The 13,720-nt window shown below is 32.1% G+C and carries 16 protein-coding genes; 8 read left to right on the top strand and 8 right to left on the bottom strand.

From position 1 onward, the window contains the following. Positions 1-20: 20 nt before the first annotated feature. Positions 21-476 carry a GAF domain-containing protein gene (locus tag OA93_RS02370; protein ID WP_039111511.1) on the bottom strand — a complete coding sequence of 152 codons (456 nt, stop codon included), beginning with the start codon at positions 474-476 and terminating at the stop codon, positions 21-23. A 71-nt stretch (positions 477-547) separates the two neighbouring features. Between OA93_RS02370 and xrtF the strand changes: the two genes are divergently transcribed. From xrtF to OA93_RS02330, 8 genes are all read left to right on the top strand, one after another. Then, positions 548-1,084 carry an exosortase family protein XrtF gene (gene xrtF, locus OA93_RS02365; protein ID WP_039111510.1) on the top strand — a complete coding sequence of 179 codons (537 nt, stop codon included), beginning with the start codon at positions 548-550 and terminating at the stop codon, positions 1,082-1,084. Beyond that, positions 1,074-1,517 carry an exosortase F system-associated protein gene (locus OA93_RS02360; RefSeq protein ID WP_039111509.1) on the top strand — a complete coding sequence of 148 codons (444 nt, stop codon included), beginning with the start codon at positions 1,074-1,076 and terminating at the stop codon, positions 1,515-1,517. Before xrtF ends, OA93_RS02360 begins: the two co-directional genes overlap by 11 nt. 61 nt (positions 1,518-1,578) lie before the next feature. Further along, the gene (locus tag OA93_RS02355; protein WP_039111508.1) at positions 1,579-2,409 is read left to right on the top strand and encodes an ATP cone domain-containing protein; all 831 of its coding nucleotides are present in this window, start codon (positions 1,579-1,581) and stop codon (positions 2,407-2,409) included. A 43-nt stretch (positions 2,410-2,452) separates the two neighbouring features. After that, positions 2,453-3,808: an MBL fold metallo-hydrolase gene (locus OA93_RS02350; RefSeq protein WP_039111507.1), complete on the top strand. Its 1,356-nt coding sequence runs from the start codon at positions 2,453-2,455 to the stop codon at positions 3,806-3,808. Between the two features lie 72 nt (positions 3,809-3,880). Next, positions 3,881-4,282 (top strand): hypothetical protein, encoded by a 402-nt coding sequence (locus OA93_RS02345; RefSeq protein ID WP_039111605.1) that lies wholly within the window; start codon positions 3,881-3,883, stop codon positions 4,280-4,282. A 73-nt stretch (positions 4,283-4,355) separates the two neighbouring features. Then, the gene (locus OA93_RS02340; RefSeq protein ID WP_039111506.1) at positions 4,356-6,362 is read left to right on the top strand and encodes a TonB-dependent receptor plug domain-containing protein; all 2,007 of its coding nucleotides are present in this window, start codon (positions 4,356-4,358) and stop codon (positions 6,360-6,362) included. 45 nt (positions 6,363-6,407) lie between these two features. Next, positions 6,408-6,797: a heavy-metal-associated domain-containing protein gene (locus OA93_RS02335; RefSeq protein WP_240474645.1), complete on the top strand. Its 390-nt coding sequence runs from the start codon at positions 6,408-6,410 to the stop codon at positions 6,795-6,797. A gap of 130 nt (positions 6,798-6,927) precedes the next feature. Continuing rightward, a complete protein-coding gene (locus OA93_RS02330; protein ID WP_039111505.1) occupies positions 6,928-7,611 on the top strand; it encodes a VTT domain-containing protein in 684 nt (227 codons plus the stop codon). 195 nt (positions 7,612-7,806) lie between these two features. On the opposite strand, the gene groL is transcribed toward OA93_RS02330, so the two are convergent. The 7 genes from groL to OA93_RS02295 form a co-directional block, all read right to left on the bottom strand. Next, on the bottom strand, positions 7,807-9,435 hold the full coding sequence (gene groL, locus OA93_RS02325; RefSeq protein ID WP_039111504.1) for a chaperonin GroEL: 1,629 nt from the start codon (positions 9,433-9,435) through the stop codon (positions 7,807-7,809). A 66-nt stretch (positions 9,436-9,501) separates the two neighbouring features. Next, on the bottom strand, positions 9,502-9,777 hold the full coding sequence (locus tag OA93_RS02320) for a co-chaperone GroES (protein ID WP_035623321.1): 276 nt from the start codon (positions 9,775-9,777) through the stop codon (positions 9,502-9,504). 142 nt (positions 9,778-9,919) lie between these two features. Continuing rightward, complete coding sequence (secG, locus tag OA93_RS02315; protein WP_039111503.1) at positions 9,920-10,261, bottom strand: preprotein translocase subunit SecG; 342 nt, start codon at positions 10,259-10,261, stop codon at positions 9,920-9,922. Positions 10,262-10,264: 3 nt separating this feature from the next. Then, positions 10,265-11,293 (bottom strand): tetratricopeptide repeat protein, encoded by a 1,029-nt coding sequence (locus OA93_RS02310; RefSeq protein ID WP_039111502.1) that lies wholly within the window; start codon positions 11,291-11,293, stop codon positions 10,265-10,267. Positions 11,294-11,395: 102 nt separating this feature from the next. After that, the gene (locus tag OA93_RS02305; protein WP_039111501.1) at positions 11,396-11,899 is read right to left on the bottom strand and encodes an LptE family protein; all 504 of its coding nucleotides are present in this window, start codon (positions 11,897-11,899) and stop codon (positions 11,396-11,398) included. Between the two features lie 62 nt (positions 11,900-11,961). Beyond that, positions 11,962-13,218, bottom strand: a complete 1,257-nt coding sequence (locus OA93_RS02300) for a sigma-54 dependent transcriptional regulator (RefSeq protein ID WP_039111500.1) — start codon at positions 13,216-13,218, stop codon at positions 11,962-11,964. Between the two features lie 55 nt (positions 13,219-13,273). Then, entirely contained in the window at positions 13,274-13,645 is a 372-nt protein-coding gene (locus OA93_RS02295; protein WP_039111499.1) for a GxxExxY protein, read from the bottom strand. Between the last annotated feature and the right edge of the window lie 75 nt (positions 13,646-13,720).

Genomic DNA, 13,720 nt, shown 5'->3' with positions numbered 1-13,720 from the left:
GTTACGCGAATGTATTATTTTTAGTACAATTTTGCAACTTCCAAATTTACAAACTCTAAAAATCTCTCGTCAGCTTCTGTAAAAGGGTCAATAACATGACTATCAATATCAATTTGACCAATATTTACTCCGTCAACAAATAAAGGAACCACGATTTCAGATTTTACAGTAAAGCTACAAGCAATATAATTGTCTTGAGCAGCTACATCTGGAACTACAAAATTCTCGCTAGAAACAGCAACTTGTCCACAAATTCCTTTCCCAAAAGGAATTACAGTATGATCAGTTTCAGCTCCTACATACGGTCCTAAATGCAATGTTTTATTTTCGTGATTGGCAAAATAAAATCCAACCCAGTTATAATAGTCAACATTGTCGCTTAATAATTGACAAATGTTTAATAGTTTTTCGTCTCTAGACTGATTTGTATCTGCTACAATTGCAGTTATTTTTGGTTGTAATTCCTGAAAAGTCATCTTATTTAGTTTTTATACAAAAGTATTTAAAGCCAAATTCAAAAAATACATAAATTTGTTAAAAATTTCTCTTGAAAAAATATTTAATCCAGTACAAGCCTTTTCTTCTTTTTATAGGTACATTTTTTGGGACTTATATTCTATTGACATTAGTTTATCAATTCTATTTAGGTAGTTTTGAGAATGATAAAATAGATGGAATAACAAAATTAGTAGGCAATCATACCGAGTGGTTATTGCAATTATTTAATAATGATGCTAGGGTTGATGAAATTCCCTCAGAGCCATATTTACAGATATTCTACAATCGGGAAGTAGTTGCTGTAATTGTAGAAGGTTGTAATGCGATTAGCGTGATTATTTTGTTTGTCGCTTTTATAGTCGCTTTTTCAGGTAAATTAAAGCCGACATTGTTTTATATTCTGGGAGGAAGTCTTTTTATTTATATTCTTAATATTTGCCGAATCGCTTCATTAGCTGGATTGTTATATTATTTCCCAGAGAAAACTCATCTCTTACATGGTGTGCTTTTTCCATTGGTTATTTATGGAGTAGTTTTTATTTTGTGGATTATTTGGGTAAGTAAATTTTCAAAATATGCTAAATAATATTCTTCAAAATAAATCAAGAATTTTTCTCTTAATTGTGTTTGTGTTTCTTCTGGCAGGGATAAGAGCATACGAGAATCAATTATTTTATGATCCTTTTCTCGTTTATTTTGAGAGAGATTATAAAGAACTTCCTCTGCCTGAATTCAATTCGATTCAATTGTTCTTGGGATTGTTATTTAGGTATTTCTTAAATACGATTATATCATTGGGAATAATTTATGTCATTTTTAGAGAAACTGAACTGGTTAAGTTTGCTTCAGTTTTATATGTTCTGTTTTTTCTTATCCTCATTATTGCTTTCTATTGTATTATTTATTTTTATGGCAACCATAATAATTTGATTCTTTTTTATGTACGTCGTTTTTTAATTCAACCTATTCTTATACTGTTGTTTATTCCTGGATTTTATTATCAAAAAATAAATAAATAGCCCTTTTTTCGTACCTTTATTAGTCGATTTGTATTTGTTTAATTTTCAAATCAAAAAATAAATGAGAGTTGTAAAAAAATCAGGAGATACTGTTGTTTTTGATAGAAAGAAATTAGAGAAATCTCTTTTGAATTCTGGTGCAAATCAATCAGTTGTTCAGGATGTTTTACAAATGATAGAGAAAGAAATGTATGAGGGGATTTCGACCAAGAGAATCTATAAGATGGCTTTTAAGTTGTTAAGAAAAATATCCCATTCGCATGCGGCACGTTATAACCTAAAAGAAGCCATTCAGTTATTAGGACCTGCTGGTTTTTACTTCGAAAAATATATTGCCAGACTTTTTTCTAAAGAAAATTATGAAACAAAGACTAATTTGACTTTGCAAGGCAAATGTGTTACTCATGAAATAGATGTCCTGATAAAAAAGAATGATGTTATTGCAATGGTAGAATGTAAGTTTCATATGGGAAAAGAAGCATCTACAGATGTAAAAGTACCAATGTATATTCTATCCCGATTTAATGATATTAAAGAAAGGAGACATCCTGTTTTTACAGACAAAGATGTTATCTCAGAGTGTTGGATAGTTACCAATAATCGATTTACATTGGATGCGATGACTTTTGGAGCGTGTTCAGGATTAAATTTATTAAGTTGGGATTATCCTGCAAATAATAACTTGAGAACAAAGAATGAGAATAATAATCTATATCCTATAACTTGTTTAACCACACTTGCCTTGGCCGAAAAGGATAAATTATTGGCTTTGGATGTGATTTTGGTTAAAGAATTGTTGAATAACCGCAGTTGTTTAGAAGAAATTGGATTGAGTTCTCAAAGAATAAAAAGTGTTACAAAAGAAGCCTCAGAACTGTGTAGGTATTCTTGAGAGTATTGCTTTTTGTTGTCGGTGTAATTTAAATTCAAATAAAATGAAAGTCAAATTCATTGGAGGTGCGGGAACAGTAACAGGTTCCAAAACGTTGATTGAGAGTAATGGGGTTAGAATTTTAATTGATTGTGGGCAGTTTCAGGGGATAAAACCTTTACGGGAACTCAACTGGGAACCTTTGCCTATTTTACCTTCAACTATAGATTTTGTGTTGCTTACACATGGGCATTTAGATCATTGTGGTTGGTTGCCGAGATTGGTATACCAGGGATTTAAAGGGAAAATATATTGTTCTGGCCCTACAAAAGAAATAGCCAAGCTTATCCTTCTGGATAGTGCTAAGATTCAGGAAGAAGAAGCTAATAAAGCTAACGAAGAGCAATATTCTAAACATGAAATAGCAGAACCACTTTATACAGTGGAACAAGCCAGGAAAGTCTTTCCGCTTTTTAGAGTGGTAACAGTAAATGAACCATTTCTTTTAGAAGCAGATATTTCGGCAGTTTTTTTTACTGCGGGACATATTATGGGAGCTTGTAGCATTGCATTAATAGTTGAGAAAAAAACACTAGTTTTTTCGGGAGATATCGGTCGTGATAATGATGTACTGTTATATCCTCCAGAAAAACCTAAAACTGCTGATTATATATTTTTAGAAAGTACTTACGGAAACCGATTGCATCCAGATACCGATGCTAAAGATGAACTCGAAAAATACATCAATGCTACATTTCAGAAAAAGGGAACAGTTATCATTCCTAGTTTTGCTGTAGAGCGAGCACAAAGTGTAATGTATTTGTTGTGGCAGCTTAAGAAAGAAGGTAGGATCCCGAATATTCCTTATATTATTGATACACCAATGGGAATTAGTGCCTTAGAAATCTTTATGAATAATAGAGAATGGCATAAATTAACGATGGAAGAATGTACAGGTATGGCCAAAATGTTTTCTCTAGTTTCGGATTATCAGGAAACGATGGATATAATTTATAATAAAAGTACAAAGGTTATTATTGCTGCAAGCGGAATGGCAACAGGAGGAAGGGTTCTAAATTATTTTGAACATTATATCGGATTGCGTGAAACAACGGTAATTATTGTTGGTTATCAAGCCGAAGGAACTCGTGGTAGAAAGTTATTAGAAGGTGATAATGAAATTAAAATTAGAGGTAAATATTTCCCAGTTAAAGCTAAGATTTTAGAAATAGCGGGACTTTCTGCTCATGGTGATCAGGATGATTTGCTCCTTTGGCTTTCGGCATTAGAAAATAAGCCTAAAAAAGTTTTTTTGGTTCATGGAGAAAATGTTCCTGCAGATGCGCTTCGTATAAAAATTAAAGAGAAATACGGTTTTAATTGCTCTATTCCTTTAATGGGACAGGAGTTTGACTTGTAAAAGGTGCTTTTTGAAATTTTTAACAAGAATTTGATTTTAAGAATTGATTATAATGCTAATTTTGCAAACGATATGAATATAAAAAAATGCACTAGTTTATTTTTAGCATTTCTACTATTGGTTTGCAATGTAGGACTAGCTTTTGATGTGCATTATTGTGGTGACAAATTAGCTTCAATTTCATTAAACAAAACTGTAGAGGCTCCACCAACAAAAACATGTTGTGGAATTACTTCCGAAAAAAAATCATCTTGCTGCAAAGATAAAGTAGTTCATTTTGAGAAAAAGTCAGATACAGCTACGATTAAAACATTCTTGTTTCAGTTTGATTTTCCTTTTACACTACAAGAATTTAAAACTGTTGCTTTTTTCTCTATTCCGAGTTTTAAAAACAAACAGATAATTGCATATTATAGCGATGCTCATGCACCTCCGCTATTTAAACTCTATCACCAATATATATTTTACGCCTGATTTTAATGTTTTTTAAAGTCAAATCATTCAGTATGGTTTGAATCTACTTTTTTTAAACATTAAAATTATTCTCATGAAAAAAAATATAGCACTTTTTGCTATGCTTTTGCTTTGTATTCCTGTTTTTGCGCAAGAAAAATTGGAAGAAGTTAAGATTACTAAAAAGCAAAAAGGAATTAAAAAATCATATACGCTTACAGGAAATACTTCGCTTATAACAAGTAAAGAATTGCTTAAAGCAGCTTGTTGTAATCTTGCCGAAAGTTTTGAAACTAATCCATCTATTGATGTTAACTTTTCGGATGCATTAACGGGAACGAAGCAAATTAAAATGTTGGGGCTTACGAGTCCATATTTAATGATTACTGAAGAGAATGTTCCATCAGTTCGTGGAGCTTCTCAAGCCTATGGAATGTCATTTACACCAGGAACTTGGGTTGAAAGTATTCAGATAACCAAAGGAGCTGGAAGTGTTGTAAATGGTTACGAAAGTATTTCTGGACAAATAAACACAGAGTTGTTAAAGCCGATGGATGATATCCCATTCTTTTTGAATGCTTATGGTTCTACCGATTCACGATTTGAATTAAATACGCATTTTACTAAGCAACTTTCGGATAAATGGGCAACAAGTTTGTTAGTTCATGGTAACGCGCGTGTTGCAAAAACCGATATGAATGATGATGGATTTATGGATAATCCATTAGCGAAGCAAATCAATATTCTAAACCGTTATCAATATACTAATGCCGAGAAAGGTTGGGTTGGTTTTGTTAATCTTAGATATATGAATGACAAAAAGCAAACTGGAGAACTTGACTTTGATAAAGATCGGGATAAAGGCACAACCAATTATTGGGGATCTGAAATAAATACAGAGCGAATTGATGTTTCGACTAAAATAGGTTATGTTTTTCCAGATATGCCTTTTCAGAGTATTGGTTTTCAGAATGCATTTAATAGTCATAATCAGAAATCTTACTATGGTTTAAATGATTATAATATCAAGCAGAATAGTTATTATTCTAATTTGATTTTTAATTCGATTATCGATAATACCAAGAACAAATTTGCAGCAGGATTAAACTTTACATACGATCAATATCAGGAGTTTGTGAATGTAACTGATTATAGTCGAATCGATAATTCTGTTGGAGCTTTCTTTGAATATACGTACGACAACGCTGATAACTTCAGTATTATTTTAGGTGGAAGAATAGATAACCATAATCGGTTGGGAACTTTTGTAACACCACGTTTGCATGTAAGGTACAACCCTTGGGAGAAAGCAGTTTTGAGATTCTCAGCAGGAAGAGGGAAACGTTCGGCTAATATTTTTGCCGAGAATCAGCAACTCTTTGCTAGTTCAAGAGTATTCTCGATTCTTGATAATAGCGGTAAAATTTACGGAATGAATCCTGAGATCGCTTGGAATTATGGGTTGAGCTTTTCGCAAAGATTTTCTCTTTTTGATAGACATGCCGAAGTTGTTTTTGATTTATACAGAACCGATTTTCAAAATCAGGTTGTTGTAGATGTAATGCAAAGCCCACAGGAAGTTTTATTCTATAATTTAAACGGGAAATCATATGCTAATAGTTTGCAAGTTGAGTTTAATTATGAATTATTAAAGAATTTTAATTTCCGTTCGGCTTATAAATATTATGATATTCGAACAGATTATTTATCTGGAAATTACGCAAGACCATTACAGGCAAAACATCGTTTTTTTGGTAATCTGGAATATGAAACAAATCTTGTTGACGGAAAGCAATGGAAAATGGACTATACTTTTAATTGGATTGGACAACAGCAATTGCCAAACACAGCTTCAAATCCAGAAAAGGATAGATTGCCTGAGTTTTCACCTTCATACTCTTTGATGAATGCACAAGTAACAAGAGTTTTTTCGGATACTTTTGAAGTGTATGTAGGAGGGGAGAATGTTGGAAATTACCGACAAGACAAGGCTATCTTAGGAAGTGATAATCCGTTTGGGCCAGATTTTGATGCGTCAATTGTCTATGCTCCGGTTTTTGGACAAATGTATTATGCAGGATTACGATTTAAAATAAAATAAAAACAACTTAAATATAATTTAATAAACCCTTAAAAATAAAACAAAATGAAATCGAAGATTTATGAACTCCCAAAAAATAATAGAAAAATGATGAGTAATAATGTAATAATAGTTTTACTGGTGACTCTTTTCTCATTTGCTGCTCAGGCACAAGAGAAAAAGAATAAGAATGCAAAATACGAGACAGAAGTAAGTGGTAATTGTGAGGATTGTAAAAAGCGAATAGAAAAAGCAGCTTTTAGTGTTTCGGGAGTGAAATCGGCAACATGGGATATTAGTACCCATAAATTAAATTTAATCTTGAATGAAGAGAAAACTTCACTTGTAGATGTGAAAAATGCTATTGCCAAAGTAGGTCATGATACTGATGCTGCGAAGACTACGCAAGATGTTTATGATGGACTTCCGACGTGTTGCCAATATGAAAGAAAATAATATTAGAGAACAAGTGTGAATTTGACTTTTTATAGCGTTAATAAAACTTTAAAATATGCCAATTTATTGTGGCTAAACTAATTTATTATTACTTTCACCAACTTATAAATTTAACGAATAAATCGCTTATATGAATAATTTTGATTGGACTCAATTAATCAATCCTGAGTTTTATATTACCCTTACCATTGGTGGATTTCAAATTGGTTTATACATTGTTATATTTATAGTTTTTGCCGAAACAGGACTTTTTGCAGGTTTCTTTTTACCAGGTGATAGCTTACTTTTTTTAGCAGGAATTTATAGCCGTGATTTAATCCAGAATATGGTTTATATCGAAAGCGACTTTATAAATGTTTTTTTGCTCTCTTTAATGGTGGCTATTTCTGGAATTTTTGGTAATATGACTGGATATTGGTTTGGAGCCAAAAGCGGTTATTATTTATTTAAAAAAGAAGATACATTTTGGTTTAAGAAAAAATACTTGTTACAATCAAAAGATTTCTTTGAAAAATACGGAGGTAAAGCTATAATCTATGCTCGTTTTTTACCAATTTTTAGAACATTTGCGCCTATAGTTGCAGGAATTGTATCTATGGACAAAAAGAAATTTATGTTCTACAATATTTTAAGTTCATTTTTATGGGCTTTCATTCTGATATTTTCAGGACACTATCTTTACGGTGTGTTTTTGAAACAAGGAGTTGACTTAAAGCAGCATATTGAATACATCATTATAATTATTGTTATCATAACGACTTTTCCAGTTTTAATGAAACTACTAAAGAAAAGACCAGCAGATAAAATACAATAGATATTAAAACTAAGAAATCCGAAGCTTAAACTTCGGATTTTTTTATTTATGATTGTTATCATAACAACTTTTTAGCTTTAATAAATTGCTAAAGAAGCGATAGTAGAAAAAATACGATAGGTGTTATAACAAAAAATCCGAAGCTATAAACTTCGGATTTTTTATTTCGGGACTTTTTGTAAGTCAGGAAGGATATTACATCATTCCTGGCATACCTCCACCCATTGGGTTTCCGCCTCCATTATCTTCTTTAATATCGATCAAAGCACATTCAGTAGTTAAGATCATACCTGCTACAGAAGCAGCATTTTCTAAAGCTACACGAGTTACTTTTTTAGGATCGATAATCCCTGCTTTAAGCATATCTACATACTCGTCAGTTTTAGCATTGTATCCAAAATCACCAGAACCTTCGGCAACTTTAGCAACAACTACAGAACCTTCAAGACCTGCATTTTCAACGATAGTTCTTAACGGAGCTTCTACAGCACGAGATACGATTTGAATACCTGTAGCTTCATCAGCATTGTCAGCTTTAATTTCGCTTAAAGCGTTTTTAGCTCTTAACAAGGCAACTCCACCACCAGCAACAATTCCTTCTTCAACAGCAGCGCGAGTAGCGTGTAATGCATCATCAACTCTGTCTTTTTTCTCTTTCATTTCTACTTCAGATGCAGCACCAACATAAAGTACAGCAACACCACCAGCTAATTTAGCTAAACGTTCCTGTAATTTTTCTTTGTCATAATCAGAAGTTGTAGCTTCCATTTGACCTTTAATTTGGTTTACACGATTTTTGATCATGTCAGCTTCGCCAGCACCACTTACAATTGTAGTGTTATCTTTATCGATAGTTACTTTTTTAGAAGTACCTAACATTTCGATTGTAGTGTTTTCTAAAGTATAACCTCTTTCTTCAGAGATTACAGTTCCGCCAGTTAAGATAGCGATATCTTCTAGCATTGCTTTTCTTCTGTCTCCAAAACCAGGTGCTTTTACAGCAGCAATTTTAAGAGCTCCACGTAATTTGTTAACTACAAGAGTTGATAAAGCTTCTCCGTCAACATCTTCAGCGATAATTAATAATGGTTTTCCTGATTGAGCTACTGGCTCTAAAACTGGTAAAAGTTCTTTTAAAGAAGAAACTTTTTTGTCGTACAAAAGGATATATGGATTCTCTAATTCTACTTCCATTTTTTCAGGATTTGTAACGAAATATGGAGAAAGGTATCCTCTGTCAAATTGCATTCCTTCTACAACATCTACGAAAGTATCTGTTCCTTTTGCTTCTTCAACAGTAATAACACCTTCTTTTCCTACTTTTGCGAAAGCAGTAGCGATTAACTCACCAATTACTTCGTCGTTATTTGCAGAAATAGATGCAATTTGTTTTATTTTTTCTGAATCACTTCCAACTACTTTAGCTTGTTTAGCTAAGTCGGCAACGATAGCTTCAACAGCTTTGTCGATACCACGTTTTAAATCCATTGGGTTAGCTCCGGCAGCTACGTTTTTCAAACCTTCTTTTACGATTGCTTGAGCTAAAACTGTAGCAGTTGTAGTACCATCTCCAGCTAAATCATTAGTTTTTGACGCTACTTCTTTAACCATCTGAGCTCCCATATTTTCTAATGGGTCTTTTAATTCAATTTCTTTAGCAACTGTAACACCATCTTTAGTTACGTTTGGTCCACCAAAAGATTTTCCGATGATTACGTTACGACCTTTTGGTCCTAAAGTTACTTTTACTGCATTTGCCAATGCATCAACACCACGTTTTAATCCGTCACGTGCTTCAATATCAAATTTTATATCTTTTGCCATTTTAATGTTTTTTGTTTAATGTTTTATTTGTTTCAAGTTTCCTTAATAGTTAGGACTTAAAGCTTTTTAGATTATCGCTAAGATATCATCTTCACGCATAATCAAATAATCAATTCCTTCATGTTTTAATTCTGTTCCTGCATATTTACCATAAAGAACTGTATCTCCAATTTTCACAGTCATAGTATGGTCTTTAGTACCATTACCTACGGCTACAACAGTTCCTTTTTGTGGTTTTTCTTTGGCAGTATCTGGAATAAAAATCCCTGACGCAGTTTTAGTTTCAGCAGCAACTGGCTCAATAAGTACGCGATCTGAAAGCGGTTTAATGTTTAAAGTCATGATTTTATAATTATGTTATGTTTATAATTTTGTTTGCTTATAAACTTTCAGAAACTATGCCACCTTAAAAAAACTGACATTATTTCTTATAAAAAATGCCAGCTTTGACAGGCTGGCATTTCTATATTTTATAAAGAATGTATTATTTTGCTGGGTTTGTCGCAGCAGGTGCTTCTTGTGCTGGAGCTGCAGGCGTAGTGACTGGAGCAGTAGTTGTAGATTTCTCGATAATTTTAGATTCTACATCGCTTAATGAACCAGTAAAACTTAAACTAGAAAGTAAGATTAATGCAATTAAAATTGTAGCCAAAGTCCAAGTACTTTTGTCTAAAAAGTCAGTTGTTTTTTGAACTCCACCTAACATTTGAGATCCACTTATTGTTGAAGATAATCCACCACCTTTAGGGTTTTGAACCATGATTACTACGATCAATAGAAAACATACTATTGTGATTAAAACTAAAAAAATTGAAAATGTGCTCATTGTTTAATTATTATTGTTATTTTGTTGTAATGTCTTAATATCCGAAATACGGTCTGCAAAGAAACTAATTTTTTCTGGATATTTCAAAATTAATATTTCATATGCTTGTATTGCTTTTGTATATTTCTTTTGTTCTAAATATACTCTGGCTAAAGTCTCTGTCATTAAATAGGTATTATCGTCCTTGTTAATGTCTATCTGTATGTTTGCTGCAACTGTTGTGGTTTGTTTTACAGGAGAGATTTTTGGGCTTGTTTCAATAAATTTATCTATTAACTCAGCTTTTTTCTTTTTCTCTTCGTCAATTTCGATTATAGAAGAATCAATTTCAACTGGTTTTACTTGTTTCTCTTCTTCCTTTTCTTCTTTTTCTTCTTTTTCTTCGATTTTTACTTCAATTTTTTCTTCTTTCTTTTCCTCTTTTCGCTCAATAGGCTCCGTTCTGGAAAGTTGAAGCCACTCTTGAAAAGAATGTTTTTCGCTTTTTGAAAAATCTAAAGGTTTTCCTATTTCCAGGTTCTCTTCAGCAGTTTCTATAGCTTCAGTACTTTCTATAGTTTCTAAGTTTTCTATAGTTTCTTCAGGAGTATTTACATTCTCCTCAATATTGGGTATAGATGCTTCCTTTATAGAAGTAAGAATAGAGCGCTCAATAGGATCTATTAATTTAGGTTCTACCTTTTCTATGAAATCTTCCAGAGCAACGACTTCAGGTAAAAGATGTTCGCTATCAACAACATTTATGTCCAAAAGAGCCAAAGCTTTTTTGTCATAATACTCTTTTTGAATGATCGAAAAAGTTTCGGATGTTATAAAATCAAATAAAATAGCTCTATCTGTTGTATGTGCAGCGGTAACTTTTAAGGCGTAATTATACTTAAAGCTGTTTTGACTGTAAAGCCCTTTTAATCGTAATGCTCTTGCACTCTGAAAATATGGAAATTCATTCAATACATTGCCTAATGCTTCCGTTTGCTTTTCTGTAATAGCATCGGGTCTGTTTATTAGGTATGTATAATCGTTAACATTCATTATTTTAAAATTGTTTAACTGTTTATTCGTTGAATTGTTTATTTGTATACTCGTTTTTTTTGAATCGAATTAACGATTAACCAATTAAACGAACCAACCTTTTTACCATTTTGCCAACGACTCATTAAATATATCTTGGGTAATACGGTCGAAAATTTCTTTAAGAGCCGTGTCTAATACAGATCCTACAAGTTGATCTTGTGCAGGGTAATCATAATAGAATTCAAAAGATTTTTCGAAATCGTCTGTTTCTTTCTTTTTATTAGTGAATCTTACGTTTACACGAATTTTTAACCTGTTTTGAGATGCTTGTTGGTCTGCTGTTGCAGTCATTGGGCTAATTCGGTAATCAGTGATTTCTCCTTCATATACTAAATCACCACCTGTACTTACTAAATTCAGGTTAGTTTGATTTTGGATAAGATCCTGTAATTGTAAAGTGAAAGTACGATCCAGTCCTGGCTGAATTAAATCAGCATTATTCTGGAAGTAATTAACTTGAAATGTTTTTGCATCAATTTTTCCTGTTCCTGTAAAGTTGTAAACGGAACAACTACTAAAGGTGAAAAGAATTGCAATTATAATTAGGTACTGTATATTTCTCATTTTGTTTTTTAAAAGAACCAAAGGTATTTATTTAGTTAATCAATTTTACTCCATTTGTTTTTTTACAAATCAAATTGTTTTATTTTTCGATATAAAGTTCGTTCCGAAATTCCTAATTCATCTGCGGCAGCTTTTCGTTTTCCTTTATTTTTTTCTAATGATTTTTTAATCATTTCGATTTCTTTTTGCTCCAATCGTAAAACTTCTTCTTCCTCAATTGTTTCTGCAAATAAATAATTGTCATCGTTTGACTGGTATTGTTCCTCACGATTAGGAGTCGTCATAACAGCTGTTCTTGGTTCTTCTTCAAAATCAATTTCGCTATCATTTTCTTGCGAACCATATATTTTTTTAATCAAGTTTTTATTGGTTTCCTGTACATTGGCACTACCATTTTGCATTAATTCCAAAGTAAGTTTCTTTAAATCATGCAAATCACTTTTCATGTCAAAAAGAACTTTGTATAAAATCTCTCTCTCCGTATTAAAGTCACTATCATTTTTTTTATCATTAATTACAGAAGGTAAATTTGGACCTTCGGCTGGTAAGTAAGATTGTAGTGTTGCTAGAGTAATATCACGATTTGTTTCCAGAACCGAAATTTGTTCGGCCACATTTCGTAACTGACGAATGTTACCGTTCCATCTAAATTTTTGCAATAGTTGTACCGCATCATCATCTAGTTTTAATGGAGGCATTTTGTATTTATGAGCAAAATCAGATACGAATTTTCTAAATAATAAATGAATATCTTCTTTTCGCTCACGCAATGGGGGTAAAGTAATTTCAACAGTGCTTAAACGATAGTATAGATCTTCACGAAATTTACCTTTTTCGATTGCATTAAATAAATTAACGTTGGTTGCTGCAACAATCCTCACATTTGTTTTCTGTACTTGTGATGAACCTACTTTTATAAATTCGCCATTTTCTAGTACACGAAGTAGTCTTACCTGTGTAGTAAGTGGTAATTCTCCAACTTCATCCAGAAAAATAGTTCCTCCATCGGCAACTTCAAAATAACCTTCACGTGTACTTGTAGCACCTGTAAAAGCTCCTTTTTCGTGACCAAATAATTCACTATCTATAGTTCCTTCTGGAATTGCACCACAGTTTACAGCTATGTATTTTCCGTGTTTTCTATGTGAAAGCGAGTGTATGATTTTTGGGATACTTTCTTTACCAACACCACTTTCTCCAGTTACCATTACCGAAATATCGGTTGGCGCAACCTGAATTGCTTTTTCGATGGCGCGATTAAGCTTAGGATCATTTCCAATAATTTCAAAACGTTGTTTTATAGCTTGAACTGTCTCCATTTATATATTTTTTGCCACAGATTAAAATGATTAGCACAGATTTTTTTTAATTATTTTATATAATATATCTTTTATATTGAAGTGATTTTGTTTGAAAATTGACAAGCAATCCTACTTCAGATCCAGATAGTTTTATATAATTTAAAACCTGAGCAATATGTTCATTTGAAAATTCTTTTATTGCTTTGACCTCTAAAACGATGTCCTGATTAATTATAAAATCAGCATAAAATTTATGAGGTAAAATTTTTCCTTTATATTCAATTGAATATTCTTTTTCTCTTTCGAAAAGAATATTATTTTCTTTAAACTCTATTTCTAAGGCGTCTTTGTAAATTATTTCTAATAAACCTGGTCCAAGATTTCGATGCACTTCCATGCAAATGCCGATTATCTTATAGGTTTCGCCTTCTTTGTAATGTTGCATAAATTTATTTGTTTACCATATTTTTTAAATATAAGAAAAATAAGATAAAAATCATTTTAATCCTATTAATCTGTG

The sequence above is a fragment of the Flavobacterium sp. KMS genome (assembly GCF_000813005.1).
GTDB lineage: Bacteria > Bacteroidota > Bacteroidia > Flavobacteriales > Flavobacteriaceae > Flavobacterium.
Note: the sequence above shows the minus strand (reverse complement) of the source record. Positions and strands in the feature narration are given on the sequence as shown.

Coding starts and splice junctions, on each gene's coding strand:
- OA93_RS02370 (WP_039111511.1), bottom strand. CDS start 476: ATGACTTTTCAGGAATTACAACCAAAAATAACTGCAATTGTAGCAGAT.
- OA93_RS02360 (WP_039111509.1), top strand. CDS start 1,074: ATGCTAAATAATATTCTTCAAAATAAATCAAGAATTTTTCTCTTAATT.
- OA93_RS02355 (WP_039111508.1), top strand. CDS start 1,579: ATGAGAGTTGTAAAAAAATCAGGAGATACTGTTGTTTTTGATAGAAAG.
- OA93_RS02350 (WP_039111507.1), top strand. CDS start 2,453: ATGAAAGTCAAATTCATTGGAGGTGCGGGAACAGTAACAGGTTCCAAA.
- OA93_RS02345 (WP_039111605.1), top strand. CDS start 3,881: ATGAATATAAAAAAATGCACTAGTTTATTTTTAGCATTTCTACTATTG.
- OA93_RS02340 (WP_039111506.1), top strand. CDS start 4,356: ATGAAAAAAAATATAGCACTTTTTGCTATGCTTTTGCTTTGTATTCCT.
- OA93_RS02335 (WP_240474645.1), top strand. CDS start 6,408: ATGAAATCGAAGATTTATGAACTCCCAAAAAATAATAGAAAAATGATG.
- OA93_RS02330 (WP_039111505.1), top strand. CDS start 6,928: ATGAATAATTTTGATTGGACTCAATTAATCAATCCTGAGTTTTATATT.
- groL (WP_039111504.1), bottom strand. CDS start 9,435: ATGGCAAAAGATATAAAATTTGATATTGAAGCACGTGACGGATTAAAA.
- OA93_RS02320 (WP_035623321.1), bottom strand. CDS start 9,777: ATGACTTTAAACATTAAACCGCTTTCAGATCGCGTACTTATTGAGCCA.
- secG (WP_039111503.1), bottom strand. CDS start 10,261: ATGAGCACATTTTCAATTTTTTTAGTTTTAATCACAATAGTATGTTTT.
- OA93_RS02310 (WP_039111502.1), bottom strand. CDS start 11,293: ATGAATGTTAACGATTATACATACCTAATAAACAGACCCGATGCTATT.
- OA93_RS02305 (WP_039111501.1), bottom strand. CDS start 11,899: ATGAGAAATATACAGTACCTAATTATAATTGCAATTCTTTTCACCTTT.
- OA93_RS02300 (WP_039111500.1), bottom strand. CDS start 13,218: ATGGAGACAGTTCAAGCTATAAAACAACGTTTTGAAATTATTGGAAAT.
- OA93_RS02295 (WP_039111499.1), bottom strand. CDS start 13,645: ATGCAACATTACAAAGAAGGCGAAACCTATAAGATAATCGGCATTTGC.